General features: G+C 64.1%; 24 protein-coding genes and 1 tRNA gene. 9 read left to right on the top strand and 16 right to left on the bottom strand.

Annotated elements, in window-relative coordinates; translation table 11 throughout:
* Positions 1-2: 2 nt before the first annotated feature.
* Positions 3-1895: a CocE/NonD family hydrolase gene (locus tag LQ232_RS20260; RefSeq protein WP_230182189.1), complete on the bottom strand. Its 1893-nt coding sequence runs from the start codon at positions 1893-1895 to the stop codon at positions 3-5.
* A 37-nt stretch (positions 1896-1932) separates the two neighbouring features.
* Here LQ232_RS20260 and LQ232_RS20255 point away from each other — a divergent pair, with 37 nt between their 5' ends.
* Positions 1933-2634: a 4'-phosphopantetheinyl transferase superfamily protein gene (locus LQ232_RS20255; protein ID WP_230182188.1), complete on the top strand. Its 702-nt coding sequence runs from the start codon at positions 1933-1935 to the stop codon at positions 2632-2634.
* 119 nt (positions 2635-2753) lie between these two features.
* Complete coding sequence (locus tag LQ232_RS20250; protein WP_230182187.1) at positions 2754-3194, top strand: OsmC family protein; 441 nt, start codon at positions 2754-2756, stop codon at positions 3192-3194.
* Here the strand turns inward: LQ232_RS20250 and LQ232_RS20245 are convergent.
* The 9 genes from LQ232_RS20245 to LQ232_RS20205 all read right to left on the bottom strand — a co-directional run bounded on the left by LQ232_RS20245 (position 3166) and on the right by LQ232_RS20205 (position 12091).
* The gene (locus LQ232_RS20245; RefSeq protein ID WP_230182186.1) at positions 3166-3471 is read right to left on the bottom strand and encodes a hypothetical protein; all 306 of its coding nucleotides are present in this window, start codon (positions 3469-3471) and stop codon (positions 3166-3168) included. The genes LQ232_RS20250 and LQ232_RS20245 overlap by 29 nt on opposite strands.
* Before the next feature lie 87 nt (positions 3472-3558).
* A complete protein-coding gene (locus tag LQ232_RS20240) occupies positions 3559-4569 on the bottom strand; it encodes an inorganic phosphate transporter (RefSeq protein ID WP_230182185.1) in 1011 nt (336 codons plus the stop codon).
* Between the two features lie 15 nt (positions 4570-4584).
* On the bottom strand, positions 4585-5232 hold the full coding sequence (locus tag LQ232_RS20235; RefSeq protein ID WP_230182184.1) for a DUF47 domain-containing protein: 648 nt from the start codon (positions 5230-5232) through the stop codon (positions 4585-4587).
* A gap of 93 nt (positions 5233-5325) precedes the next feature.
* On the bottom strand, positions 5326-5964 hold the full coding sequence (gene lepB / locus LQ232_RS20230) for a signal peptidase I (RefSeq protein ID WP_230182183.1): 639 nt from the start codon (positions 5962-5964) through the stop codon (positions 5326-5328).
* Positions 5965-6126: 162 nt separating this feature from the next.
* A tRNA-Thr gene (locus LQ232_RS20225) sits at positions 6127-6202 on the bottom strand.
* A 47-nt stretch (positions 6203-6249) separates the two neighbouring features.
* A complete protein-coding gene (locus tag LQ232_RS20220; RefSeq protein ID WP_230182182.1) occupies positions 6250-7257 on the bottom strand; it encodes a class 1 fructose-bisphosphatase in 1008 nt (335 codons plus the stop codon).
* Positions 7258-7291: 34 nt separating this feature from the next.
* On the bottom strand, positions 7292-9964 hold the full coding sequence (pepN, locus tag LQ232_RS20215; RefSeq protein ID WP_230182181.1) for an aminopeptidase N: 2673 nt from the start codon (positions 9962-9964) through the stop codon (positions 7292-7294).
* A gap of 12 nt (positions 9965-9976) precedes the next feature.
* Positions 9977-11081, bottom strand: a protein-coding gene (gene prfB / locus LQ232_RS20210) for a peptide chain release factor 2 (protein ID WP_230182180.1) whose coding sequence is annotated in 2 segments (ribosomal slippage) — positions 9977-10999 and positions 11001-11081 — 1104 coding nt in all. Because the reading frame shifts where the segments join, the coding sequence is not laid out codon by codon here.
* Positions 11082-11161: 80 nt separating this feature from the next.
* Positions 11162-12091, bottom strand: coding sequence for an alpha/beta fold hydrolase (locus LQ232_RS20205; RefSeq protein ID WP_230182179.1), 930 nt, complete (start codon positions 12089-12091; stop codon positions 11162-11164).
* Between the two features lie 128 nt (positions 12092-12219).
* Here LQ232_RS20205 and LQ232_RS20200 point away from each other — a divergent pair, with 128 nt between their 5' ends.
* Genes LQ232_RS20200 through LQ232_RS20185 form a run of 4 tightly spaced genes read left to right on the top strand, consistent with a single transcriptional unit; the run spans position 12220 to position 17494 of the window.
* Positions 12220-15474 carry an EAL domain-containing protein gene (locus LQ232_RS20200; RefSeq protein ID WP_230182178.1) on the top strand — a complete coding sequence of 1085 codons (3255 nt, stop codon included), beginning with the start codon at positions 12220-12222 and terminating at the stop codon, positions 15472-15474.
* Between the two features lie 34 nt (positions 15475-15508).
* The gene (locus LQ232_RS20195) at positions 15509-16342 is read left to right on the top strand and encodes an acyl-CoA thioesterase II (protein ID WP_230182177.1); all 834 of its coding nucleotides are present in this window, start codon (positions 15509-15511) and stop codon (positions 16340-16342) included.
* Entirely contained in the window at positions 16335-16946 is a 612-nt protein-coding gene (locus LQ232_RS20190; protein ID WP_230182176.1) for a chromate transporter, read from the top strand. The genes LQ232_RS20195 and LQ232_RS20190 overlap by 8 nt, the downstream gene beginning before the upstream one ends.
* On the top strand, positions 16943-17494 hold the full coding sequence (locus tag LQ232_RS20185; protein ID WP_230182175.1) for a chromate transporter: 552 nt from the start codon (positions 16943-16945) through the stop codon (positions 17492-17494). Before LQ232_RS20190 ends, LQ232_RS20185 begins: the two co-directional genes overlap by 4 nt.
* A 26-nt stretch (positions 17495-17520) precedes the next feature.
* Here the strand turns inward: LQ232_RS20185 and epsI are convergent, their stop codons facing one another.
* The 6 genes from epsI to LQ232_RS20155 all read right to left on the bottom strand — a co-directional run bounded on the left by epsI (position 17521) and on the right by LQ232_RS20155 (position 23459).
* The gene (epsI, locus tag LQ232_RS20180) at positions 17521-18228 is read right to left on the bottom strand and encodes an exosortase-associated protein EpsI, B-type (RefSeq protein ID WP_230182174.1); all 708 of its coding nucleotides are present in this window, start codon (positions 18226-18228) and stop codon (positions 17521-17523) included.
* Positions 18225-19091 (bottom strand): exosortase B, encoded by an 867-nt coding sequence (gene xrtB / locus LQ232_RS20175; protein WP_230182173.1) that lies wholly within the window; start codon positions 19089-19091, stop codon positions 18225-18227. The genes epsI and xrtB overlap by 4 nt, the downstream gene beginning before the upstream one ends.
* Positions 19088-19960 (bottom strand): EpsD family peptidyl-prolyl cis-trans isomerase, encoded by an 873-nt coding sequence (locus LQ232_RS20170; RefSeq protein WP_230182172.1) that lies wholly within the window; start codon positions 19958-19960, stop codon positions 19088-19090. Before LQ232_RS20170 ends, xrtB begins: the two co-directional genes overlap by 4 nt.
* A gap of 109 nt (positions 19961-20069) precedes the next feature.
* The gene (locus LQ232_RS20165; protein WP_230182171.1) at positions 20070-20615 is read right to left on the bottom strand and encodes an FxDxF family PEP-CTERM protein; all 546 of its coding nucleotides are present in this window, start codon (positions 20613-20615) and stop codon (positions 20070-20072) included.
* A 112-nt stretch (positions 20616-20727) separates the two neighbouring features.
* A complete protein-coding gene (locus tag LQ232_RS20160; RefSeq protein ID WP_371820346.1) occupies positions 20728-22071 on the bottom strand; it encodes a 3-deoxy-D-manno-octulosonic acid transferase in 1344 nt (447 codons plus the stop codon).
* A complete protein-coding gene (locus tag LQ232_RS20155) occupies positions 22068-23459 on the bottom strand; it encodes a phosphomannomutase/phosphoglucomutase (protein WP_230182170.1) in 1392 nt (463 codons plus the stop codon). Before LQ232_RS20155 ends, LQ232_RS20160 begins: the two co-directional genes overlap by 4 nt.
* A 135-nt stretch (positions 23460-23594) precedes the next feature.
* Here LQ232_RS20155 and LQ232_RS20150 point away from each other — a divergent pair, with 135 nt between their 5' ends.
* From LQ232_RS20150 to LQ232_RS20140, 3 genes are read left to right on the top strand one after another with little or no spacing between them, the layout of a single operon-like run.
* A complete protein-coding gene (locus LQ232_RS20150) occupies positions 23595-24158 on the top strand; it encodes a methylated-DNA--[protein]-cysteine S-methyltransferase (RefSeq protein WP_305878747.1) in 564 nt (187 codons plus the stop codon).
* A complete protein-coding gene (locus LQ232_RS20145; RefSeq protein ID WP_230182169.1) occupies positions 24155-25072 on the top strand; it encodes a DMT family transporter in 918 nt (305 codons plus the stop codon). The genes LQ232_RS20150 and LQ232_RS20145 overlap by 4 nt, the downstream gene beginning before the upstream one ends.
* Positions 25069-25557, top strand: coding sequence for a MaoC family dehydratase (locus LQ232_RS20140; RefSeq protein ID WP_230182168.1), 489 nt, complete (start codon positions 25069-25071; stop codon positions 25555-25557). The genes LQ232_RS20145 and LQ232_RS20140 overlap by 4 nt, the downstream gene beginning before the upstream one ends.
* Positions 25558-25736: the final 179 nt, after the last annotated feature.

Raw genomic sequence — 25736 nt, 5'->3', positions numbered from 1 at the left:
GCTTACTTCCCTTCCACGATGTCTGGTGTGTCCAGCACGGGCAGCTCGACAAAGGACGGCGCAGTCCCGCCATGGTGCACGGTGTTCACCGCCACCACGCCCACCGACTCGTCATAATTTCGGCCCCCGGTGTTCAAATTTCGCTCCAATCGCGGAAAACTGCTGCTGGTGATGTCCAGCCGGATGCGGTGGCCCTGGGGAATCAGGTAGGCCATGGAGCGCATGCGCACCGTCAACTCATAGCGTTGCCCTGGCTTCATCAGGGCCGGACGCGTGAGCCCCTCACGGTAACGGGCGCGCAAGGCCCCCTCCTGGATGTTGGTGGCCGTGCCATCGGGCCGCACATGCACCAGGCGCGCCACGAAGTCGGTGTCCAGCGCCGACGACGACACGACCAGACGAGCGTTCAAGGGACCAGCGATGCGCATCGGCTTGGCCAGCGGGGCCGAGGTGTAGACCAGCACATCGTCGCGCGACTCCACATCGCGCTGGTTCACCAGGCCGGCCTTGTCTTGCGGATTGCCAGTGCAGCAGATCGGGCCACCACGCGATGGCACGGGCTTGGCCGGGTCATAGCGGTATTGATCGGCAGACTCGGGGGCCGAGGCTGCGGCCGCCTCGGGCAGCAACGCCCCATCGCCCTTCACCGAATTGGCGTGTCCCTGCCCGCTCAAAAACCAGCGTTGAATCTGGGCTTGCTCAGGCGGCCACTGCTTGGCTTCCAACCAGCGGTTCTCGCCCACGACGTAGTACAGGTAGGGCGGCAGATCGGACAGGCCCGGCCCCTCGCCTTTGAGGTAGTGGTCGAACAAGCGCCTGAACCACAAGGTGTAGGGTTGCGTGGTGTTGTGGACTTCGACCTCGCCAAACCGGTCACTGTCGGCAAGCGACAAGTGCTCGCAATGGTTGCCCGGCGCGATGATCACATGCTGCGGCGGCACCTGCGACGCTGGTTGCCCCGCCTTCGTGAACGCGACCAGGTCCAAGGTGGCTTGCAGCGTCTGATCGCCCCAGGTATTGATGACCAGGGCTGGCGTTGTCAGGTGATCGCCTTCGCTCACGAAGTCGTTGCGCTCCCAGCGGGGGTCGCCCAGGGGAATGGTCAGGAAATCTTCGAAGCCGTTGGCGCCGGGCTGCACGCGCCGCAGCATGTCGATCAAGGGCAGGCTGAGCAAAGCGGCCGCGTGGTCCACTTGCGAAGCCACGGGGGCATTCTTGTCGCGGTTACCGTTCTCTTGAAACCAGCCAAAGCCTCCGGCCAGTTGAAAGATCCCGCCTTCGAACCAGCCAAATGCCTCGCGGCTGCCCATGGCCGAACCGATGCCGCCCCCCGCGCCCGAGGCGATCATCACCTTGTGCGCCGGATGACGGGCCCGCGCCAGCGAGTACTGGACCTCGCCCAGCGCCGAGCAACCATAGGTGCCCACCTTGCCGTTGGACCAGGGCTGCTTGATGATCCAGTCCAGGGTCGCCACGCCGTCGTCGGTCGCCATCTCCCAGGTGGCGAACTGCCCCTCGGAGTCGAACTTGCCGCGCAAGTCTTGCACCAGCACGGCGTAGCCAAACTTGGCCAGACTGGCCGAGCGCAGGGCCTCGCCATGGTGAAGCCGCCCATAGGGCTCGCGCACCAGAATCGTGGGCAATGGGCCATCAGCCCCCCGCGGCCTGTACAGGCTGGCCGCCAGGCGGGTGCCATCGGGCATGGTGATGCGGATGGAATCGTCGGCCTCAATGCCCTGCAGCAGCAGGCGCGCGCGCTGCTCCCAAAGCGGTGGAATCTGTTCACGCAAAGCCCAAGCCGTGCCCACCAACCCGGCCAACAGCACCAGCAAAGCAAGAACCCAACGTTTCCAAGCCCGCCTGGGCCGCTGCACAAACACATCGCTGGAGCCCACGCTACCTCCGATTACATTCAGGACTGTGATGAATCATATGTCCAAACCTCCGGCCTCCACCTCGGGATCAACCGCCGATGGCGCCTTGCTGTGGTGGCTGGTCGACCTGGATGCCGGCCCACCCGCCACGGCCGACCCATCGGTGCTAAGTGCCGAAGAACTGGCACGTGCCGACCGCTTCCGATTTGAAATCCATGCGCGCCGTTACCGCGCCAGCCACATCGCCTTGCGTCAGGTTCTGGGCCAGACCTTGGGGATTGATGCCGCCACGCTGGCGTTCACCACTGGCGTGCATGGCAAACCCCGCCTGTTGAATGGCGGCGGACTGCACTTCAACATGAGCCACAGCGCAGGGTGGGCCTTGATCGGGGTTTCTCGCCACGGCCCCATCGGCGTCGACATCGAGTTGCTGACGCCCATGGACGACGCCGACCTGCTGGCCCGGAAAAACTTCACGGCGGCCGAGTACGCGGCTTTTCTGCAAACGACACCGCCGCAGCGGCTGGAAGTTTTCTTCCGCTGCTGGACGCGCAAGGAAGCCTGCCTGAAAGCCCTGGGCAGCGGCCTGTCCATCGAGCCCCAGGAGTTTGAAGCGGGGATTGGCGCATGGGCTCAAGACACCGTCATCAACGTCGACGCGCAGCCTTGCCACATGTCCGTGGCGTGCATCGACCTGCCCATTCCGGCGCTGGCCGCGTACGCCAAGTTGAATGACGCCAACAGCCCCCTGGCGATGTAGTCTGGAGGACGCCAGCCGCCTCAGCCAGCCTGACCACACCCTGAACACGCCCAGGGCGAAGTAGATAGACTGGTCCGGCTTCTACTGCTACATCCACCACCCATCACAGGAGAAACGCCATGTCAGACAAGACCGCCAATGTTCATTGGGAAGGCCGGGGCAAGGAAGGTTTGGGCAAGATCAGCACCCCGCAGACCAGTGCCTTGAAAGACTACCCCTACGGATTTGCCAGCCGGTTTGGCGATGACCGCACCGGCACCAACCCCGAGGAACTGCTGGGCGCCGCCCACGCCGCTTGCTTCACCATGGCGTTTTCATTCGCCTGCGACAAAGCCGGATTTGCCACCACCCAGGTGGACACCCAGGCCAATGTGCACTTGAAGGTGCAAGGCGACGGCTTCTTGATTGACCGCATTGCGCTGCAGCTGACCGCCGTGGTGCCTGGTTTGGACGAGGAAGCTTTTCAGAAAATCGCCCAGGCGGCCAAGGAAAACTGTCCGCTGTCAAAAGCGCTGGCCAGCGTGCCTGAGATCACGCTGAAAGCGACCCTGGCCCATTGACCGACGTGCCGCCCAAGGCGGGATCGACCATCTCGATGATGTGAAGGTCTTCTTCCCGGCAACACTGAACGGGCCACTGCGGCGGCGTCTTCCAGACCCGGCGCGGTGGTTCGTCATCACTGACGTGCAATTCGCTGGCCAGCGAAAACACGCCCTTGCGCCCCCAATAGCCCAGGGCCTCAATCGAGGGCGGGTGTTCGGGTTGGTAGATGCACAGCATGCAGGGCGCGCAATTCAATTCCTGGACGACCAGACTGGGTTGCGTTGCTCGGGCCATGGCTTGTTCCTGGTGGTGTAACGCACAAGAACCGGCAAACCCCATGCCGGTCTGTGAACCAGGAACAGATGCTTACGAAACCAGGCCTTAGAACAACTGCAAGCTGAGCCAGTAAGCCACGGCCGCGACAAAGGCCGCGGCGGGAATGGTCAGGATCCAGGCCCAGATGATGTTGCCCGCCACGCCCCAGCGCACCGCGCTGGCACGCTGAACCGACCCCACACCCACGATCGCACCCGTGATGGTGTGCGTGGTGGAGACCGGCACGCCCAAGGCCGTGGCGATGAACAAGGTCATGGCGCCGCCTGTTTCGGCGCAGAAACCACCCACTGGCTTGAGCTTGGTGATCTTCTGGCCCATTGTCCGCACGATGCGCCAGCCACCGAACATGGTGCCCGCGCCGATCGCCATGTAGCACGACACAATGGCCCACGTGGGCGGGGCCTTGTCGTCCACCGACGCGTAGCCGGTCGAGATCAACAGCATCCAGATGATGCCGATGGTTTTCTGCGCATCGTTGCCACCGTGGCCGAGGCTGTAGGCACCGGCCGAGACCAATTGCAGACGGCGGAACCAGCGGTCAATGCGCGTGGGCGCCATGCGCCGGCACACCCAGGCCACCAGCACCATCATCAGCGAGCCAAAAACGTAGCCCAGCAAGGGCGACACGAAAATGAACGTCACCGTGCGGACAATGCCGCTGGCCACCAACGCACCGGCCCCGGCCTTGGCCATCACCGCGCCCACGATGCCGCCGATCAGCGCATGCGACGAGCTGCTGGGGATGCCATAGAGCCAGGTGATCACGTTCCAGGTGATGGCGCCAATCAGGGCGCCAAACACCACGTGCACATCGACCACGCCCGGGTCGGCAATGCCCTTGCCCACGGTGGTGGCCACACTCAGGTGGAAGATGAAGATGGCGACGACGTTGAAGAAAGCCGCGAACAGCACCGCTTGCGCGGGGCGCAGCACACCGGTGGACACCACCGTCGCGATCGAGTTGGCCGCGTCGTGGAAACCGTTCATGAAATCGAACAGCAGCGCGAGCACCACCAGAAGAACAACGACCCACAGGGCCGCCTGCATGGAAACCATGGTCAGCCGCCCGGATCAGGAGTTCTCGAGGATCACGCCCTCGATCAGGTTGGCGACGTCCTCGCACTTGTCGGTCACGGTTTCCAGCATCTCGTAGATGGCTTTGAGCTTGATCAGCTCGCGCACATCGGACTCTTCCCGGAACAGCTTGCTCATGGCGGCACGCAAAACACGGTCGGCGTCAGACTCCAGTTGGTCGATTTCTTCGCAGGTCTTGAGTGCGGCCTCGGCGGTTTTGGCGCTGCCGATGTCGTGCAGCAGGGCCACGGCCGAGCGCAGGCGTTCGCAGCACTTCACGCCCAGTTCGGTCAAGCGGATGATCTCGTCGGTCATCGTGCGCACGTCGTACAGGGCCATGGTCTCGGCCGCGCCGTGGATCAGGTCGGCCACGTCGTCCATCGTGTTGATCAGCGAGTGGATCTGCTCGCGATCGATCGGGGTGATGAAGGTCTTGTGGAGCAGCTTGTTGACTTCACGGGTGACGTCATCGGCGGAGTTTTCCGCCGCATCGACTTCCTGGGTGTACTTTTCTCGCAGGATCGGGTCGTTGTAGTGCTTGACCAGGTTCGCGAACGCGTGGGCCGCGGCGACTGTGTGGTTGGCGTGCTGGTTGAACAGCTCGAAAAAATTGCCCTCTCGGGGCAGAAGTTTTCCAAAAATCATGGGGTGGTCTCGCGTGTCATGGTGATGACAGTCACTGGGCAAGACAGGGATTTTACCTGCCCGCTTGACACGCGGCCATGGGGTTTCGAGCTTTCACTCGATGGCCTGCCCCAACCGATCGAATCTGGGCAACCAATTACCCAAGATATTGGCCGACACCAGGATGTGGTGCGCTTTGCCGATCAGCATTTCGCGGGGCACCACGCCGATGTAGCGGGAGTCGGCGCTGTTGTCCCGGTTGTCGCCCAAGAAAAAATAGCTGCCGGGAGGCACCCGAGTGGCCGGAAAACTCCGCATGGCGCGCACCTGGGGCAAGAATTGCACGGCATGGTTGGCCCCCAGGTTTTGCTCCCGCGCCAGCAGAACTGGTTCCTTGACACCACCGACCAAGTCCTGCGCTGCGGAGGAGACGCCGAGGTACTGGGCTGGCTGACCATTGATGTAGAGGACTTCTTCGCGCATTTCCACCAGGTCACCGGGCAAGGCCACCAGGCGTTTGATGAGGCGCACGCCATCTTGGGGCGAGGTGAAGGTGATGACATCGCCGCGCTGGGGTTCACCGGTTTTCAGCAGGGACAGGTTGGTCAGAGGTACTTTGAAGTCGTAGGCCAGCCGGTTCACCAGCACCACGTCGCCTTCGAGCAAGGTAGGGCGCATGGAGCCGGAGGGAATGGGGTTCCAGTCCGCGATCGCCAGTCGGAAAAATCCGAAACCCAGCACGAAAGCGAGCATGGAACGATTCTGCTTAAGCCACCTTCTCATGGCGCCACCACCCATTTTTTGGTTGACTGCACAAAGAGCCGATATGACTCCTGCACATCAAAAATGGTTCCCCTGGGCTCCTGGAAACAAAAAAAGCCCAACCTTGTGAGTTGGGCTTTTTGATTGTTTGATTGGTGCCGGAGAGATGAATCGAACACCCGACCTTCTCATTACGAATGAGCTGCTCTACCGACTGAGCTACACCGGCAATCCAGACCAAAATTCTAGCATGGCTTTTCAGCCAGGCTTTCTATCTCAGGTGCCCTGGTCCAAGTGGTACTGCGTCACCCGCGCCACTTCATTCTTCGAGCCCAGCATCACGCTGACACGCTCATGCAACTGCGTGGGCTGCAGTTCCATGATGCGCTGTGTGCCGTTGGTCGACATGCCACCCGCCTGCTCCACCAGAAAGCTCATCGGGTTGGCTTCGTACATCAGGCGCAGCTTGCCGGGCTTGTTGGGCTCGCGCTTGTCCCAGGGGTACATGAAGATGCCGCCCCGGGTGAGGATGCGGTGCACGTCGGCCACCATCGAGGCCACCCAGCGCATGTTGAAATCCTTGCCGCGCACGCCGTCCTTGCCTTCCAGGCATTCGTCGATGTAACGCTTCATGGGCGGGGCCCAGTGGCGCAGGTTCGACATGTTGATGGCGAATTCCTTGGTGTCTTCGGGGATCCGGACGTCGCTGTCGGTCATCACCCATGAGCCCTGCTCGCGGTCCAGCGTGAACATGACCACGCCCTGGCCCACGGTCAACACCAGAGTGGTTTGGGGGCCATAGACGCAATAGCCGGCGCAGACCTGAGCAGTGCCCGGTTGCAGGAAGCTGTCGTTGGTGACGTCGCCGCCCTTGTGCTTGAGCACCGAGAAGATGGTGCCAATGCTCACGTTCACATCGATGTTGCTGGAGCCATCCAGGGGGTCGAACAGCAGCAGGTACTCGCCTTGCGGATAGCGGTTGGGCACCGCGTGCATGTCGTCCATTTCTTCGGAGGCCATGCCGGCCAGGTGGCCGCCCCACTCATTGGCTTCGATCAGCACTTCGTTGGCGATGATGTCCAGCTTCTTCTGGACTTCGCCCTGCACGTTCTCGCTGCCGGCGGTGCCCAGCACATCACCCAGGGCGCCTTTGTTGACGCTGATGGCGATACTCTTGCAGGCACGCGCGACCACTTCGATGAGCAGGCGCAGTTGGGCGGGCAATTGCGCGGCGCCGCGTTGTTGCTCGATCAGGTATTGGGTCAGGCTGACACGGTGGGACATGGTGTGGACAGTGTTTGAGGTTTGAAAGGTGTGCTTAGTCTTGCAGCGCGCGCGTGATGATTTCGCGCACGTCGTCCGACAACTCGGCCCTGGCGGCCACGCGGCTCAATGCCTCGCGGGCAGCCGTCTGATAAGGCTCGGCCAGGCGGCGCCAGTGGTCCAGCGCGCGCGCCAGGCGGGCGGCCAATTGCGGGTTGATGGCGTCGATCTCGATCACGCGGTCGGCCCAGAAGACGTAGCCGGCCGCATCGGGGCGGTGGAAGGCCGCCGGGTTGGCCGAGCACAGGCTCATCAGCAGGCTGCGCGCGCGGTTGGGCGTGCGCAGCGTGAAGTCGGGGTGCTGCATCAGCGCCTTGCAGCGCGCGAACACCTTGCCGTCTTTTTCGGGGGCGGAGGCCTGCAGTGCAAACCACTTGTCAATGACCAGGGCTTCGTCCTTGTACTGCGTGTGGAAGCGGTCGAGCGCGGCCTGCGCCAGCTCAGAATGGCCGGACACCAAGGCGCTCAAGGCCCCCAGGCGGTCGGTCATGTTGGTGGCGTCCTTGTAGCGCTGGAAGGCTCTGCCGGTCCACAAGGGGTTGTTGCGCACGCTGGCGTCCAGGCACAGCATGCTGAGCGCCAGATTGGCCAGGGCCCGGCGGCCCATGCTGACGGCATCGGGCGTGTAGCCCCCGTTGTCGTGGTGGGTTTCATAGGCCCAGGCCCAGTCTTCGTGCAGGGCCTTGGCCAGCTGCAGCTTCATGCCTTCGCGCGCGGTGTGGATGCGCTGGGGATCGACCACATCGAGCTGCTCGGCCACATAGCTTTCGCTGGGCAGGGTCAGGACCAGGTCCTTGAAGGCAGCATCGAGCTCGGGGTTGCGCAAGATGCCGCGCAGGGCTTGCACGAAGCGCTCGTCCAACTCGGCCTGGCCTTGGCCACTGACGGCGGCCAGCAAACGGCGCAGGGCCAGCTTTTGCGCGGCTTCCCAGCGGTTGAAGGGGTCCAGATCGTGCGACAGCAAGGTGAACAAGGCATCGTCGTCCAGCTCTGCCTCGAGCACCACCGGGGCGGAGAAGCCTCGCAGCAGCGAGGGCACGGGCTCAACGGGCACATGGACGAAGGTGAAGCTTTGCTGCGCTTCCGACAGCACTAGCACGGTCTGCGGCCCGATCGGGGCGGCATCGCCTTCCAGGTGCAGGAACAGGCTGCGGCCATCGTGCGCCACCAAGCCCATGGCCACGGGGATCACGTAAGGCGCCTTGTTGGGCTGGCCGGGCGTGGGATTGGACGACTGACTCAGGTGCAGCGTGTAGGTGCGCAATTCGGCATCGTATTCACCACGGGCTTGCACGCGCGGCGTGCCGGCCTGGGCGTACCAGTTCTTGAATCCATCCAGGCGCTTGGCCAGTTCGCTGTCGGGGTTCGCGTCGGCAATGGCTTGGGCGAAATCGTCGCAGGTCACGGCCTGGCCGTCGTGGCGGTCAAAGTACAGCTTCATGCCGGCGGCAAAGCCATCTTCGCCCACCAGGGTGTGCATCATGCGCACGACTTCGGCGCCTTTTTCATACACGGTGGCCGTGTAGAAATTGTCGATGGCCATGTAGCTGTCGGGGCGCACGGGGTGGGCCATGGGGCCGGCGTCTTCCGGGAACTGCACCTGGCGCAGGGTGCGCACGTCTTCGATGCGCTTGACGGCGCGGGCGCTGGGGCTGCCCGCCATGTCCTGGCTGAACTGCTGGTCGCGGAAGACGGTCAGGCCTTCTTTCAGCGACAGCTGGAACCAGTCGCGGCAGGTGACGCGGTTGCCGGTCCAGTTGTGGAAGTACTCGTGGGCGACCACGCTTTCAACGTTGCCGAAGTCAACATCCGACGCGGTGGCGGGGTTGGCCAGCACGAACTTGGTGTTGAAGATGTTCAAGCCCTTGTTCTCCATGGCGCCCATGTTGAAGTCGCTCACGGCCACGATCATGAAGCGCTCCAGGTCCAGGCTCAGGCCGAAGCGGGCTTCGTCCCAGGCGATGGAGGCCATCAGCGAGTTCATGGCGTGCTCGGTCTTGTCCAGATCACCAGCGCGCACGTAGATCTGCAGCAGGTGGTCCTTGCCGGCACGCGTGCGGATGCGCTGTTCGCGGCGCACCAGGTCGGCGGCCACCAGGGCAAACAAGTAGCAGGGCTTGGGGTGCGGGTCGACCCAGACGGCGTAGTGACGGTTGGCGTCAATGGCACCTTCTTCCACCAGGTTGCCGTTGGACAGCAGCGCGGGGTACTTCACCTTGTCGGCCTTCAAGGTCACCTTGTAGGTGGCCATCACGTCGGGGCGGTCCAGGAAGTAGGTGATGCGGCGAAAGCCCAGGGCCTCGCACTGCGTGAAGAAGCCACCGCTGCTGGTGTACAAGCCCGACAGCTGCGTGTTCTTTTCAGGCGCGCAGGTGTTGCGGATCTCCAGCGTGAAGGGCTGGTCGGGCAGGTTATCCAGCACCAGTTGCTGGTCTTCCACCCGGAAGCTCACCGACTCGCCGTCGACCAGCACCCGCGTGAGGTTCAGGTCTTCGCCGTCCAGGCGCAGGGAGGCGCCCGGCTGCTGGGGGTTGCGCTCCAGGGTCATCTTGTTGATGACCAGGGTCTTGGCTGGGTCCAGGTCAAAGGTCAGATCGACGGTCTTGATCCAGAACGCGGGCGCCGCATAGTCTTCGCGGCGGATCAAATGGGCAGTACCTTCACGCATGGGTGTGCTTTCTCAAACGCCTTGTTTCAGGCTGGCCTCGATGAAGGCGTCCAGATCACCGTCCAGAACCTTCTGGGTGTTGGAGATCTCGACGTTGGTGCGCAAATCCTTGATTCGGCTGTTGTCCAGCACGTAGGAGCGGATCTGGTGACCCCAGCCCACATCGGTCTTGGTGTCTTCGAGCTTTTGCTGCGCTTCCTGGCGCTTGCGCATCTCAAAGTCGTACAGGCGCGAGCGCAGGCGCTTCCAGGCCACATCGCGGTTGCTGTGCTGGGAACGGCCGTCCTGGCACTGCACGACGATGCCGGTCGGGATGTGCGTCAGGCGCACGGCCGAATCGGTCTTGTTGATGTGCTGGCCGCCCGCGCCAGAGGCACGGAAGGTGTCGGTGCGCACATCGGCCGGGTTGATGTCGATCTCAATGGTGTCGTCGATCTCGGGGTAGACGAAGACGCTGGCGAAGCTGGTGTGGCGGCCGCCCGACGAGTCGAACGGCGATTTGCGGACCAGGCGGTGCACGCCGGTTTCGGTGCGCAGCAGGCCAAAGGCGTACTCCCCCTCGACCTTGATCGTGGCGCTCTTGATGCCGGCGGTGTCGCCATCGGTGAGGTCTTCAACGGTGGCCGTGAAGCCCTTGCGCTCGGCGTAGCGGATGTACTGGCGCAGCAGCATGCTGGCCCAGTCGCAGGCCTCGGTGCCGCCTGCGCCGGCCTGGATGTCCAGGAAAGCCGGCAGTGGGTCAGCCGGGTTGTTGAACATGCGGCGGAACTCGAGCGCGCTCACGCGCGACTCTTGCGTGGCCACGTCGTCAAAGATGGCTTGCAGGCCGGCGACATCGTTGTCAGCCTTGGACATGTCGAACAGTTCGGCGTTGTCGGCCAGGCCCGATTCCAGTTCGGCGATCGTCAGGACGACGTTTTCCAGCGCCTTTTTCTCTTTACCCAGCTCCTGGGCGCGCTTGGGGTCGTTCCAGACGGCGGGGTCTTCGAGTTCGGCGTTGACTTCGCTCAGGCGGCGGGATTTTTCATCCCAGTCAAAGATACCTCCGCAGGTCAGCGGTGCGCTGACCCAAATCAGCAATCTGCTGGCCCAGGGAATTGATGTGTTCGATGTCCATGTTCTTGTGTCCGCAATCGGTGTTCAGGAGGCGCCCGGGGCGCCGATCAACGGGTATTTTCTCATGCGATATCCCCGAGATCAGGGATTGAGGAATTTGGCGATGTGACTGGCCAATTCCACGGGTTGGTCATGGTGCACCATGTGGCCCGCATCAAAGATGGTTTCCATCCTGAAATTAGGGACGGATTTGACGCGCTCCAGGAACTCGTCACGCGTGAACTTGCCATTGAAGAGCAAGAAATAGACCGTCTGGTCGGCCTCGACAAAGAGCACGGGCATGGTGAGGCGCTTGTAGAAGGCCTGCACTTCTTCCACCCGGTAAAGGATGGGTTGGGAGCGCTTGTGGGCGGGATCGGCGTTGATGAGCCAACGGCCGCCCTCCTCGCGTGCCCATTGGCCGGCCAGCCACAGCGCGAAATCCTGCCGCAAGCGAGGGTTGGTGGATCGCAGGCGTTTGGCCACGTCGTTCACCGAGTCGTAGTCTTTCAGGCGGGCGGGGGCTTTGAGTTCGTCCAGCCATTTGACGTAGCGGCCGGGGGCGTCGTCGGGCTGGGTGGCGGGCATGCCGAAGCCCTCAAGGTTGATCAGACGACGGATGCGCGCCGGGCGCACACCCGCATAGAGCATGACGACGTTGCCGCCCATGCTGTGGCCCAGCAAGTCAACTGGCAGGCTGGGCGACAGGGCGTCCAGCAAGGCATCCAGGTCGCCCAGGTAGTCGGCGAAAAAGTAGCTGTCGCTGGCGGGGGTGCTGGTTTCACCAAAACCACGCCAGTCAATGGCGGCAATGGGGCGCGTTTCCCAGCCGGGCAGCTGGCGCAAGGCATCCACCATGAACTGGAAGGAAGCCCCCACGTCCATCCAGCCGTGGGCCAGCACCAACAGCGGTTGTTCGACCGTGGCTTGCGTCAATTCACCCCATACCAAGGCATGGTGTCGCAGGCCGCGGGCGGTGATGAAATGCGAGCGCGCTTCGAACAGTGGCGAATAAACAGCTGGAATGGTCATGGTTTCGTGAAGTAGTTCATGAGGCCGGACCCCTGCCTGAGGGGTCGCGCAAGGGGTCATCCCTAGATCATGGCCCATGACGCGATTTTTCACCTAAGCTGCCAAGCTCTCTCCACCTGTCTGCCAATGTGAGCGCGACCGCCATCACTTCTTCCGCTTCCAACCCCAGCGCCAACTCCTTGCCCATGCCCGCCCTTGGCCGTTTCGGCCCCTTGGCTCTGGCGGTCGCAGCGCTGGCGGCCATCTGCATGGCCCTGATGGCCTGGTCACACATGAGCTGGCGCGGTTTGCAAGACCGTGGCCATGCCTTCGACACCCTGCTGGCCCAGACGCGGCTGGAGTCCCTGCGCAGCCAATGGCTGGCCGAACAATTGCTCGAAGGGCGAATTCCCGCCAACCACGAGCGTGTTCAGGCGCCTTTGAACGAGGCCGTGCAGGCTGCGGCCCGGTTGCTGGAAGCGCCGGCCCCCGCCATGCGCGGCACCTTGCAAAACTTGCTCAGCCGGCTGCAAAGTGCGCAGCAACTGCTGAAGCAGCGGCTGGAGCAGCCAGGCACCGTTCCGGCCTCGCAATTGATGGCCGCCATGGAAGCGGTGGACCAATCGGCCACCAAGGCCCGCGCCGAATGGCAAACCGTGCTGCGGGATGAAACCCATGCGCAAAAGCAGATCGACCTGATCAACATGGGCATCGTGGGCCTGGTGACCCTGGTGCTGCTGACCCTGATTGGCCGAGCCCACAAGCAGCGCGAAGCCGCCACCCAGGCCCTGATGCGCCGCGAAGCCGAACTGCAGGCCTTTGCCGATGCCCTGCCCGACCTCGCCTTTCTGCTGGACAAGGATGGCCGCTACATCGAGATTTTTGGCAACCATTCGTCCTCGCTGCTGGGCCGCCCGCGCGAGCAACTGATCGGGCAACCCGCCTCGAAGTTTTTCTCGCCGGCCAACATGGCCTTGTTCATGGGCACGCTGACCAAAGCCCTGGAAACACGCCAGACACAGACCCTGAGCTACCCCATCCGCATCATGGGCGGCCAGCGCCACTTTGACAGCCGTTGCGCCCCCGTGGGTGACAGCGACCGCGTTGTCTGGATGATCTGGGATGTGACCGCGCGCCGACGCGCCGAGCAGCGCCTGGTGCACATGACCCGCTTGTACGACTTCCTCAGCCAGGTCAACCAGGCCATCGTCTGGTCCACCACCGAGGCCGATCTGCTGACCCATGTGTGCCGGGCCGCGCTGGAGCATGGCCGCTTCAAGAAAGCCTGGGTGACGCTGAGCGAGTGGGACGGCGACATCATGAGCTGCGAGGTCCTGCCAGGCAGCTCGCCAGTAGACGCCATCATGCAAGCCTTCGATGGCTTCCTGCCCAGCCTGGACAACGATGCGCCCATGGACCGGGCCATGCACGAAGGCCGCATCTTCCACACCGCCGACCTGGCGCAAGTGCCGAACCGCCCTGCCTGGGCTGACGAAGCCATCGGCCTTGGGCTGAAAGGCTGCGCCATCATCCCGCTGCGCCGCGACATGCAGTTGATGGGCCACCTGTTCCTGCTCGACAAGCAGCTCAACGCGCAAGACCAGGACGAACGCGCCCTCTTCGAAGACGTGGCCAGCGACCTCGGCTTCGCCCTCACCAACCTGCACCGCGAATCCCTGCGCGAGTTGGCCGAAGAGCGCATCCGCCTGCACGCCGCCGCTCTGGAAAGTACGCGCGATGGCATGGTGGTGCTCAACCGTGAGCGCGTGCTGGTGTCCATCAACCCGGCCTTCACCGACATCACGGGCTACACCGAGGAAGACGTGCTGGGCCACACGCCCGAGTTCCTCTTCCCCGACAACCCGCGTGATGTGATCAGCGATGTCCGCAAGGGCCTGATGACCGAAGCCAGCTGGCAGGGCGAGGTGTGGAGCCAGCGCAAGAACGGCGAGCTGTTCATGACCAAGCTGTCGGTCAGCTCGGTGCGCACGGCGGCCGGCAAGCCCAGCCACTTTGTGTGCGTGATGACAGACATCACCCAGCTCAAGCAGACCGAAGAGCGCCTGGCCCGCATGGCCCACTTCGACACCCTGACCGAGCTGCCCAACCGCGCCATGATCCACGAGCGCCTGGCCCATGCAGTGAGCCTGGCCGAGCGCCACCGCACCCTCGTCGGCGTGGTCTTCGTCGACCTGGACAACTTCAAGACCGTGAACGACGGACTGGGCCACGCCGCTGGCGACAACCTGCTGCAGCAAGTGGCCCACCGCCTGAGCCAGCGCGTGCGCCAGGAAGACACCTTGGGCCGCCTGGGTGGCGACGAATTCATCCTGGTGCTGGAGCACCTGCGCCACCCGCAACAGGCCGCCCACGTGGCGCAAGCCATCCTCGATACCCTGAACGAGCCGTTCACACTCGACAGCGGTCAGCAGGTCTACGTGCGCGCCAGCATCGGCATCAGCATGTACCCGGAAGACGGCGTGGACGCCGCCGAACTGATCCGCGATGCCGACGCGGCCATGTACGAATCCAAGCGCCGCGGCCGCAACAGCTTCAGCTTCTACACCAGCTCGTTCACCACCGACGCCACCAGCCGCCTGCACTTGGAAACGCGCCTGCGCCGCGCGGTTGAGCATGGCGAGTTCGTGCTGCACTACCAGCCCCTGGTGCGCCTGACCGACCGCAAGGTCGTCGCGCTCGAAGCCCTGGTGCGCCTGAAAACGCCCGACGGCGTGCTGGAGCCCCTGCCCTCCATCGGCCCCGATGAATTCATCCCCGTGATGGAAGACACCGGCATGATCGTGGCGCTGGGCGAATGGGTGCTCAACGAAGCCTGCCGCCAAGGCAAGGCCTGGCTGGACGCTGGCATCGATTTCGGCCGCCTGTCGGTCAACCTGTCGCCCAGCGAAGTGCGGCGTGGCGGCGTGGTCGAACGCGTCTCGCGCATCCTGAACCGCACAGGCCTGCCGGCGCACCGGCTTGAACTCGAGATCACCGAAAGCGGTTTGATGGAATCCAGCGTGGGTGCCGAACAGTTCCTGCACATGCTGCACGCGCTGGGCGTGTCCCTGTCGATCGACGACTTCGGCACGGGCTATTCCTCATTGGCCTACCTCAAGCGCTTCCCGGTGCACCAGCTCAAGATCGACCGCAGCTTCATCCAGGACCTGCCCGGCAACAGCAGCGACGCCCAATTGGTGCAGACCATGATCTCGCTGGCCAGAGGCATGAACCTGAACGTGGTGGCCGAAGGCGTGGAGATGCCGGACCAGGAAGCCTTCCTGGCTTCACTGGGTTGCGACATCGCGCAAGGCTACCTGTTCAGCCGCCCGGTGCCCCCCGAACAGATCGAGCTGATTTTTCAACAAGCGGAAGCCAGCAAAAAAAGCACGATCGTTCGATAATGGCGCATCGCAGCAGCGCCAAGGTCCGCCGATCATGTCTTCCGAACTCTCCGCCATCACCCCTTTGTCCGCCTTGCTGGCGGCCCGCAGCGCCCAGGGCAGCCGAGTCAGCTTCAAGGTGACCGAAGACTGGCAGCAGGGGCGAACCGCCTTTGGCGGCCTGCTCTCGGCGCTGTCCGTCCAAGCCATGCGTGACGTGTGCGGTGCCGATTGGCCCATGCGCGCCTTGCAGACCAACTTCGTCGGCCCTGTCGGCCGGGGCACTTTCCACGTTGACGTGGCCCTGTTGCGCCAAGGCAAGAACGTGCGCCAGGTGAAGGCCACGGTGGTGCAGGCTGATGCGCAAGGCGTCGAACAGGTGTGCGGCATTTTGCTGGGCGTGTTCGGCACCGGGCGCAGCTCGCAGATCGCCTCGCACCGCCCTGTGCAACCGCCCGTGCCCGTGAGTGCCGAAGCGGCCGCGCCATTGCCCTACCTGCCCGGCCTGACGCCCAACTTCACGCAACACCTGGATTTCCGCCTGGCCGAAGGCGCCTTTCCCTTCACGGGCGGCGGCGACTGGCTCACCCGCTACCACCTGCGCCTGAAAGACAGCGACGGCGTGGACCCCGAACTCATCGCCATCATCCTGACCGACGCCGGCCCCACCCCCGCGCTGTCACAAGCCAAGAGCTTCGCGCCTGCCAGTTCGGTGTCATGGGCGCTGGAGCTGCGCCCCGTTGCCAATGTCGATCCTGCAGGCCTGTGGCGCCTGGACCAGGACACCATTGCCTACGACGAAGGCTATGCCAACGACCGCGCTCACCTGTGGACACCCGATGGCCAACTGGCCGCCTTTGGTTACCAGGTGGTGGCCGTGTATGCCTGATCCAGGCCTCGCCATCCGCGAGGAGGACGGCGGCGCCCGGCCCGCATCGTTGGGCGAGTTGTTCATCGCCTTCACGGTGCTGGCCCTGCAGGGCTTTGGCGGCGTGATCGCCATTGCCCAACGCGAATTGTGTGAACGTCGTCGCTGGCTGACGCCCAAGCAGTTCGTGGAGCTGCTGGGCACCGCGCAAGTGCTGCCCGGCCCCAACGTTTGCAATCTGTCGCTCATGATCGGCGACCGCTTCTTTGGCTGGCGCGGGGCCGCCGTGGCATTGGCCGGCATGATGACCGCCCCCCTGATCCTGATGCTGTTCCTGGCGTGGATCATCGCCCTGCTCCCCCACGACTCGACCGCCCATGGCCTGGTCCGTGGCGCTCTCACCGGTATCGCCGCCGTGGCAGCTGGGCAGATCGTGGGCACGGTTTTGAGGTTGGCCGCGCCCTTGAAGCAACACCCCTTGAGCCTGAGCGTCAGCCTCGCCCTGGTGGCCGCCGCTTTTGGCATGATGGCCTGGCTGCGTTGGCCGCTGGTCTGGGTGCTGCTGGGGCTGGGGGGCGCCACCTGCGTGGCAATCTACGCCGTGTTGCGGTGGCGGGCCGCATGAGCCCCCCGCCATCCCCTTTGGGCTGGGCACCGGAGTTGTGGTGGGATCTGTTCCAACACTTCCTGGCCCTGTCCTTGATGTCGATTGGCGGGGCCATCACCCTGGTGTCCGAGATGCACCGCCGCCTCGTCACCGAAGCCGGCCTGCTGTCCGATGAAAATTTCACCGCCGCCATCGCCCTGGCCCAGGCCGCGCCTGGCCCCAACGTGCTGTTCGTGGGCCTGATCGGCTGGTACAGCGCGGGCATGGGTGGCGCCTTGACCAGCCTCGTCGGCATCATGATCCCGTCCAGCACACTGGCATTGACCGCCTCGCGCTGGGTTGCTTCGCGCCGCGACTGGCTGGGCGTGCAAGCGTTTCAATCCGGCATGACGCCGGTCACCATCGGGCTGCTGCTGGCCACGGGCTGGCTGCTGGCGCCGTCGGTTGAACACCCCGCCGCCTTGCTGCTGAGCGCCACCGTGGCCTTGCTGGTGTGGCGCACCAAAGTCCCGCTGATCGCCCTGGTCGCCTTGGGCGCGGTGCTGGGTGCGCTGGGCTGGGTATGAGCATCAAGCGCCACCCCGAGTGGCAATCACTTCAAGCCTGATGAGGCCGGGGGCACGCCAAACGCCCGAACACGCGTTGGCGGGTCCATGGCCCGCGCCATTTGATCGGCAAAACGCGCCTGCAAACGGTGCGCGCCCAAGGTATCCTGGTCAATGCTGGACACGCGCACCAACAGGCCATCCAGCACCTGCCCCCGCAAGCCCAGCGACAACTGCTGGAACTTGAATGATGAGTCGTCGCTCACCACGCCATTGCCCAGCAAGCGCCAGTAGGTGATGGGCTCGGGACGGCCGTCCATGTGCGCCTGCAGGTGCGTCACTAGCAGAGCCTGCCCCGCCACCTCGATCACTGTTGGCGTGACGCCTTGCACCGTGAACCCGCCAGCCCGGTAGCAGACTTCAGGGCGGTGCATCTGCAAACCAACCGACTGCTGGCGGCCATAGGCCACCGACAGCATCAAGCGCTGGCCCTGCCCATTGATGTAGGTGCGCTCCAGCACCTGGTCGTACATCTGGAACTGCTTGGCCTTGTCCACGGCCGGCCGCACGAACACCGAACTGGCCGGGTCCAGGCGCCAATCGTCAAACTGGCTGGGAAAGATCGACTCCAGCGGCACCTGCGCGCGCACGTCCATCCCGGCTTGCGTGTTCGGCTTGCCGATGGCGGCCAGGCCAGCCACGGCCACCATGCTGGCCGCGAGCAGCCAGGCCTTGGTCCGGTTGGGGCTCGTCATTGCCGAAACCTCTCAGGCAGCACCGCCCCCAACAGCCGGTCGGCCCCTCCGATCAAGGCCAGCGCCAGGCCAAACAGCACCAAGCCCGCGAAGTGGTGCAGAAAACCCTGCCCCGCCCGGTCGCCCAGATGGTAGGTCACCATCACCAAAATCATCACCCGCAGCACGTTGGCCAGGAAGGACAAGGGCACCACCAGCACGGCCAGCAGCACATTGCGCAGCCACGACTGGTAGTTCATGAGGTTGCTGTACAGCAGGCCCATGGCCTCCAGGATGAACATGGAGTGCAAGCCTGCGCAGGCCTCGGCCACCAGCAGTTGGTACTGGCCCACCGTGATCACAACCCCCACATGCCCGACCGGGTAACCCACCCAGCCCAACACGGTGCTGGACACCACCGACACCGCTTCCTTCAAGGGGCCCGTCACCACCAAGACCATGGCAAACGGCAAGGGCACCACGAACAGCAAGAACAGCAGCACGAACCAGATGCGCCGCAGCACCGCCCAGCCCTTGAAGCAGGCCAGCACGGCCACCAGCACCACATACAGCGACAGGATCTCCAGGCGCAGGAATTGTTGGGTGCGACCAAAGGCGTACAGCGTCAGGCCAAGCACCAGCAGCAGGATCGGCGCCCACCCTGTGGGCCGATCAGGCAAGGCCGCGATGGGGCCCGACTGCCGGTAGAACAACCAGCCTGCGGCCGCCAACAAAAGCACCTCATGGCCCTGGCTGTACGAAGACCACTCGCCGAACAAAAAATCCCACAAGGTGGGCAGGACCAGGGCCGCCAGGCCCAGGCCGGCAATGCCCCAGAACCGCCGATCAGGATCGGCAGGCAGCGCGAAGGCCAGGCTGCTCACGGGGCCGAGGAAGCCGACGAAGCACCGGCTGCCGACGCGCCAGCACCCTTGGCATACGGACCCAACAGCTGGATCTTGGCGCCCTGGCGCAAGGTTTCCATGCCCTTGGCCACCGCCTCGCGGCGACGCTGGTTGTTCATCACGGACTGAATCGCCTGCGCGGCGTCACGCCGATTGACCGAAGCCGCTTCGGTGCGCACCAGGGTGCCGATCACCAAGCCGTCCGGCCGCTCCAATACCAGCGAATGGCCGGGCTCCAGCTTTGAAAATTGCTTGAGCAAAGCCAACGGCAGGTTCTCCGCCCATTCCACCATTTCGCGGCTGGTGGCCGGCAAACCGCTGGCGCGCACCACCTCGTTGGCCTCTGCGAGGCTGGTCGTCGCTTTGAGCCGGTCACGCCAGGCCGGCGCGTCGGCCGGGCTCACCTTCACGGCCATTTCCTGGATCGTGTACCGGCGACGGTCTTTGAACAGCTCGGGGTGTTCGTCGTAATAGCGGTCGATGTCGCCCGTGTTGGGCGGCACCGCCTTGTCGGCCAGGCGGTCTTGGTATTCGCGCGCCAGAATCTCGCGTTTGGCCAGCGCCATGGCCTGCAAAACCTTGGGCGTGCTGTCGAGCTTCTGCGCACGCGCAGCTTGGGCGGCCAGTTCTTGCTCGATCAGCCCTTGAAGGACCTTCTCGCCCGCAGCCTGGCCCAGTTGGCCCACCAGGGCGGGTTGGCGCTCGAGCACGGCCTGCACTTGGTGCACCGAGATTTCGTCCTCATTGACCAACGCCACAACCTGGCCATCGGCGGGGGCCTTGTCGGGCCCGCAGGCGGTCAAAACCACCATCAACGACGACAAGCAACCCAGTTTGAACATGCGCATAGGCCCCCGACTCCAAAGTCTGAAAAAGTCATTATCGGTGACAGCGCCATGGCAAGGCCCCAAAGAAAACGGGCCCGAAGGCCCGTCATTCCTTGTCGACCTTAAGGTCTCAGCGTGCCGAACGGCGGCGACGCACCATGAAGCCCACACCAGCCAGACCCATCAGGGCCATGGCGAAGTCAGCGGGTTCAGGCGCCGGGGAAGCCACCGGAGCTGTGGATGCCTGGGCGTGGATGGTGCCCTGGTAGGCGCCATAGCTGGAGAAGAAGGTGGCCTTGTTGCCCACCGTGACCGTCAAGGCCATGGTGTAAGCGCCTGCGCCCAGCCCGTTGAACGAAAAACCGTCGCTGGCATCGGTGTCCACCAGGGTCGATCCCAGGGTGCCACCGGACAGTGCCAATTGGGTCACGTCCAGATCACGGGTGAACAAGGACAAGTCCGTGGTCAGGACCGAGCCGCCCACACCACCACTGGTTGCGCCCAGGGTGAAGGTGTAATAGTCGGTGAAGGTGCCCGTGCTCCAGAAGGAATTGCTGAATTCCGTGTCGCCCGTGCCCAGCAAGCCCAAAGCAGTGGTCGCTGCACCAGCTTGGGCGCCCGCCACCAGGAAGGCCGACAAGACGGCGATTTTCAGTTTGTTCAGTGCAATTCCCATACGTTCCTTTGCATGCAAACAAGGGGTTTGTTTACGTGTAGATACATTGTGTCCCACGGCGGTGCGCCTTAACCATCCCGAGCTTGAGGGGGAAGGCATGCACCAAAACCCCTCAGACCGGGGGGAAACGCACCAATTCGGTCAAAACTTGCGACATGCGGTAAGCCGCACCGCGGTGCTTACCCGCAAAGTGCAGGGCTTGTGTTGCCATGGCTTGATGCCGGGCGGGCTCCATCAAGGCCAGGGCGGTCTTCAACCCTTCAGGCAAGGAAGCCACGCGCACGGCCGCGCCCGCCGCTTCGCTCAACTCGGCCGCGTCAGCAAAATTGAAGGTGTGCGGGCCCATGACCAAAGGACAGGCGCAGGCGGCCGCCTCGATCAGGTTCTGGCCGCCCAGGGGCGCGAAGCTTCCGCCCAGCAAAGCCACCCGGGCCAAGGCGTAATACGCCGCCATTTCACCCATTGAATCACCCAGCCAGACATCGCAAGCCAGGGCCTGGGCACCCGGTCCGTCGTTGCCCCATTGGCTTCGGCGCGACAGGCTCAGCCCATGCTGGGCCACCAGCCCCACCACCTCGTCAAAGCGCTGAGGGTGGCGCGGCACGATCAGCAAGCGCGGCCAGGGGCGATGCTCGGCGCCCGACCGCGCCAGACCCACCCAGGCCTCGAGCAACTCGGCCTCTTCTCCTTCCCGAGTGACGGCTGCCAGCACCACCGGCCGCTCGCTCAGCGCGGCCCAGCGTCGCCCTTGCGCGAGCAGGTCTGGCGATGGCGTCAGGTCGAACTTGACGTTCCCACACACTTTGACCTGCTGGGCACCAGCCTGGATCAGGCGCTCGGCATCGGCCTGGGTTTGCGCCAGGGCCATGGCCAGGCTTTCAGCGGCAGGACGCAGCAAAGGCGCAAAGCGCAAGGCTTGCCTCAGGCTCTTGGCGCTGAGGCGGGCGTTGGCCAGCACCATGGGCACGGCCAGCGCCTGGGCACCACGCTGCACATTGGGCCAAATCTCCGTTTCCATCAGGATGCCGATGGCAGGCCGGTGCTGCCGCAAAAAGCGGCGCACGGCGCCCGGGGTGTCATAAGGCAGCCAGGTTTGCACATCGCCCTCGCGGAGCAGGGCGCGGCCAGCCTCGCGCCCGGTGGCGGTGCCATGGGTGAGCAGCAGGCGCATGCCCGGCCAGGACTCGCGCAAGGCGGCGATCAGCGGGCGAGCGGCCAGGGTCTCGCCCAATGACACGGCATGCACCCACACCACGGGCCCAGCCGAAGTTGGCGCCGCCAAGATCGCCTGCCGATGCGCCTTGCCGTACCAGCCCAGGCGCGCAGGCCACTCCAGGCGGTAAAGCGGCTCCTGACGGCCACGCCGCCAAACTCGCCAAAGATAAGCGGGCAGCAACAGGCGCAGCAGCAGGGTGTAGGCCTGCTGCGCCAACCAGGTCTTGATCACCTGGGTCAGTGCGCGCTGGCGCCGACGTGGGCGTCAGGCTTCACCGCCAGGATCGCGGCCATGAACTGCTTTTGAATGCGGTCCAGCGCGGCTTGCGTCTGGCCTTCAAAGCGCAGCACCAGCACCGGCGTGGTGTTAGACGCCCGCACCAAGCCAAAGCCGTCGGCAAAGTCCGCGCGCAAGCCGTCGATGGTGATCACCTCCAAGGCATCGGGGAACTTGGCGGTTTCCTTGAGCTTGGCCACCACCTCGTGGTGCTCGCCCTCGGCGCAGGCCACGTTCAACTCAGGCGTGCTGAAGCTGGTGGGCAAGGCATCGAGCACCGCGCTGGGGTTGCTCACCTTGCTCAGGATCTCCAGCAGGCGACCGGCCGTGTAGGTGGCATCGTCAAAGCCATACCAACGCTCGGAGAAGAAGATGTGGCCGCTCATCTCACCGGCCAGGGGCGCTCCGGTTTCCTTCAGCTTGGCCTTGACCAGCGAGTGCCCGGTCTTGTACATGGTGGGCACGCCACCGGCTTCGCGGATGGCCTGGGCCAGGCGCTGGCTGCACTTCACGTCGAAAATGATCTGGGCACCGGGCACCCGCGTCAGCACGTCGCGGGCAAACAGCATGATCTGGCGGTCCGGGAAGATGTTGTTGCCATCCTGCGTGACCAGGCCCAGGCGGTCGCCATCACCGTCAAAGGCCAAGCCCAGTTCGGCGCCGTGTTCCTTCACGGCCTTGATCAGATCGACCAGGTTTTCGGGCTTGGAAGGATCGGGGTGGTGGTTGGGGAAATCGCCGTTCACTTCCGAATACAGCTCGATCACCTCGCAGCCCAGCGCACGCAGGATGCCGGGGGCCGAGGCGCCGGGAATGCCATTGCCAGAATCGACCACGATCTTCATGGGGCGGGCCAGCTTGCAATCGCCAACGATGCGCTGGGTGTACTCGGCCAGGATGTTCAGCTCGCTGAGGGCACCACTGCCCGTGGCGTAGTCTTCGGCCTCGATGCGCTTGCGCAGGCCCTGGATGTCGTCACCGTAAATGGCGCGCCCACCCAGCACCATCTTGAAGCCGTTGTAATCCTTGGGGTTGTGGCTGCCGGTGACCTGGATGCCGCTGTGGCAGCCCTGGTCGCCGCGGGTGGCGGCCACGTAATACAGCATGGGGGTGGTGACGGCGCCCAGGTCGATCACGTTGATGCCGGTGGACCGCAGGCCCTTGATCAGGGCTGCAGCCAGGCTGGGGCCAGACAAGCGGCCATCGCGGCCAATGGCCACCGCTTTTTCCCCCAGCTTGAGTGCTTCGGTGCCAAAGGCGCGGCCCAGGTGCTCAGCCATGGCAACGTCCAAGGTCTTGTCCACGATGCCGCGGATGTCGTATGCCTTGAAAATGGATGCGGTGACTTGCATGGTGTTCCTTTGCTGATTTGAATGGAATGGGATCTGTGATCGGGTGGCGCAACGGGTGCGCCTTGAGGACGGATTCTAGAGACCCTGCGCGATGGACCTGTGACGGATTGCAGATAGGATGCCAGCTCGGCGACCATGCACCTCTTGTTCCACACCATGTACACCGCGCAAACGCACATCGACACGCCTTTGGGCAAGGTCTTGCTCGCGCGCACGGCACTGGGTTTGGCCGGGCTGTGGTTTGCCGAAGGCCAGCGCGATTTCCCCGGCACGCTGCACGCGCCGGAGGATCCACACGACGAGCTCTTTCAGAGTGTTGAGGTGCAATTGCAGCGTTATTGGGCCGAGCCCAGTGGCAACGCGGTGATTTTTGATGTGGCGTTGGATTTGGTGGGCACCCCCTTCCAGCAAGACGTGTGGCGCGCGCTGTTGACGATTTCTCATGGTGAGACCTGCAGTTACGGCGACATTGCCCAGCGTCTTGGCAATCCGCGGGCCAACCGGGCGGTGGGCATGGCGGTGGGCCGCAACCCGATCTCGATCATCGTTCCTTGCCATCGAGTGATCGGCCGCGATGCCCAGCTGACCGGCTATTCGGGTGGCATGCACCGCAAAATGGCCTTGCTGACCCAAGAAGGACACCTGTTTCGCGGCCAACGCCTTCAGCCCGCGTTTTTTGGGCAGGCCGCGCTGGTATGAAGGCGCGCGACGCCCTCGAAATGCTGCTCCTGGCCGCGGTGTGGGGCGCCTCCTTCCTGTTCTTGCGCATGGCCGCGCCGGTGGTGGGCCCACTGGCGGTGGCCGCGATTCGGGTCACCGGTGCCGCCTTGCTGCTATTGCCGGTGGTGATGCTCCGAGGCGATCTGGCCCGCCTCAAGCCGTGGCTGCCCGCCTTGCTGGTCTCTGCCCTGCTCTCCTACGTGTTGCCATTCCTGGGGCTCAGCCAGGCGGCGCGTTCGCTCCCCGCCGGGCTGCTGTCCATCCTCAACGCCACGACCCCGCTGTGGGGCGCGCTGGTTGGATGGTGGTGGGCGGGCGAGCGCCTGTCGGCGGGCCGACTGCTGGGCTTGGCCATTGGCATTGGTGGCGTGGCCCTGCTGGCGGCTGACCGCTCTCAGATTGGCTCAGGTGCCGCGTGGCAGGCCGTGGCACTGTGCCTGGGCTCCACCTTGATGTACGCCTTGGCGGTGCACCACGCCAAGCGCTACCTCAGCGGCCTGTCGCCTGTCAGCGTGAGTGCCGGCTCGCTGGGCTGCGCCGCCTTGATGCTGGCCTGGCCCGCCTGGTGGCTGGGGCCCCAGTCGGTGCAAGGCCCCACTCTGCACTGGGGCCAGGTGCCCGCCCAGACCTGGGGCGCCGCGCTGGGCCTGGCTGTGTTGTGCACGGCGCTGGCTTACTTGCTGTTTTACCGATTGATTGCCCGAGTCGGCCCCACCAAGGCCCTGACCGTGACATTCCTGATCCCCGTGTTCGGCATGTTGTGGGGCAGCTTGTTCCTGAACGAACAGGTCAGTGCCTCCATGATGGCCAGCACCACAGTGATCGTTCTGGGTACCCTGTTGTCCAGCGGCGCCTGGACCCCTTTCAACGCCCCAACCCGCACTGCCTCATGAGCCAACAAAACCCAACGGCGCCTCGCTGGTTCTGGGAAGACCTGACCCCTGGTCTGACCATGACCTTCGGGCCCAAGCTGGTCGATCGCGATGAAGTGATCGACTTTGCACAAAAGTTCGATCCCCAACCTTTTCACCTGAGCGAAGAAGCCGGCAAAGCATCCTTGTTTGGCGGCTTGGCGGCCAGCGGCTGGCACACCAGCAGCATGGTGATGCGCCTGATGTGCGACGGCTTTTTGCTGGACTCGTCCAGCTTGGGATCGCCCGGCTTGGAAAGCCTGAAATGGCTCAAGCCGGTGATGGTGGGCGACGAGATCCGCGCGGTCCTGACGGTGCTGGCCAATCGGCCGATGAAGAGCCGGGCCCACGTTGGCCTGACCCAATCGCGCTGGGAAGGCATCAACCAGCGTGGAGAAGTGGTGCTTTTGCTTGAAAGCTGGGCCATGTTCGGACGCCGCACCCAGGCGGACACGTCCCCCGCCTGATCTCACGATTTGTCACTTGCAGGTCACGGCGCTCCTTCTAGAATGGGAAAACCTCCCTCCGACTCCACACCGTTTCATGGTCATGCCCGTTCGCTCTTCGCAAAGAAGCCGCGCCTCCGGCCGTTTCGAATGGTGGCTCGAACAGACGCGCCGCGAACGATGCTGCGCGTGACGCCACT

Source organism: Aquabacterium sp. CECT 9606 (assembly GCF_918741295.1).
Classification (GTDB): Bacteria; Pseudomonadota; Gammaproteobacteria; order Burkholderiales; family Burkholderiaceae_C; genus Aquabacterium.
The sequence above is the reverse complement of the archived record's forward strand: the minus strand, read 5'-3'. Positions and strand labels throughout refer to the sequence as shown.

What these genes read in the sequence shown, in the direction of transcription:
- LQ232_RS20255 (WP_230182188.1), top strand. Translation starts at nt 1,933, where the DNA reads ATGTCCAAACCTCCGGCCTCCACCTCGGGATCAACCGCCGATGGCGCC.
- LQ232_RS20250 (WP_230182187.1), top strand. Translation starts at nt 2,754, where the DNA reads ATGTCAGACAAGACCGCCAATGTTCATTGGGAAGGCCGGGGCAAGGAA.
- LQ232_RS20245 (WP_230182186.1), bottom strand. Translation starts at nt 3,471, where the DNA reads ATGGCCCGAGCAACGCAACCCAGTCTGGTCGTCCAGGAATTGAATTGC.
- LQ232_RS20240 (WP_230182185.1), bottom strand. Translation starts at nt 4,569, where the DNA reads ATGGTTTCCATGCAGGCGGCCCTGTGGGTCGTTGTTCTTCTGGTGGTG.
- LQ232_RS20235 (WP_230182184.1), bottom strand. Translation starts at nt 5,232, where the DNA reads ATGATTTTTGGAAAACTTCTGCCCCGAGAGGGCAATTTTTTCGAGCTG.
- lepB (WP_230182183.1), bottom strand. Translation starts at nt 5,964, where the DNA reads ATGCTCGCTTTCGTGCTGGGTTTCGGATTTTTCCGACTGGCGATCGCG.
- LQ232_RS20220 (WP_230182182.1), bottom strand. Translation starts at nt 7,257, where the DNA reads ATGTCCCACCGTGTCAGCCTGACCCAATACCTGATCGAGCAACAACGC.
- pepN (WP_230182181.1), bottom strand. Translation starts at nt 9,964, where the DNA reads ATGCGTGAAGGTACTGCCCATTTGATCCGCCGCGAAGACTATGCGGCG.
- LQ232_RS20205 (WP_230182179.1), bottom strand. Translation starts at nt 12,091, where the DNA reads ATGACCATTCCAGCTGTTTATTCGCCACTGTTCGAAGCGCGCTCGCAT.
- LQ232_RS20195 (WP_230182177.1), top strand. Translation starts at nt 15,509, where the DNA reads ATGTCTTCCGAACTCTCCGCCATCACCCCTTTGTCCGCCTTGCTGGCG.
- LQ232_RS20190 (WP_230182176.1), top strand. Translation starts at nt 16,335, where the DNA reads ATGCCTGATCCAGGCCTCGCCATCCGCGAGGAGGACGGCGGCGCCCGG.
- LQ232_RS20185 (WP_230182175.1), top strand. Translation starts at nt 16,943, where the DNA reads ATGAGCCCCCCGCCATCCCCTTTGGGCTGGGCACCGGAGTTGTGGTGG.
- epsI (WP_230182174.1), bottom strand. Translation starts at nt 18,228, where the DNA reads ATGACGAGCCCCAACCGGACCAAGGCCTGGCTGCTCGCGGCCAGCATG.
- LQ232_RS20170 (WP_230182172.1), bottom strand. Translation starts at nt 19,960, where the DNA reads ATGCGCATGTTCAAACTGGGTTGCTTGTCGTCGTTGATGGTGGTTTTG.
- LQ232_RS20165 (WP_230182171.1), bottom strand. Translation starts at nt 20,615, where the DNA reads ATGGGAATTGCACTGAACAAACTGAAAATCGCCGTCTTGTCGGCCTTC.
- LQ232_RS20155 (WP_230182170.1), bottom strand. Translation starts at nt 23,459, where the DNA reads ATGCAAGTCACCGCATCCATTTTCAAGGCATACGACATCCGCGGCATC.
- LQ232_RS20150 (WP_305878747.1), top strand. Translation starts at nt 23,595, where the DNA reads ATGCACCTCTTGTTCCACACCATGTACACCGCGCAAACGCACATCGAC.
- LQ232_RS20145 (WP_230182169.1), top strand. Translation starts at nt 24,155, where the DNA reads ATGAAGGCGCGCGACGCCCTCGAAATGCTGCTCCTGGCCGCGGTGTGG.
- LQ232_RS20140 (WP_230182168.1), top strand. Translation starts at nt 25,069, where the DNA reads ATGAGCCAACAAAACCCAACGGCGCCTCGCTGGTTCTGGGAAGACCTG.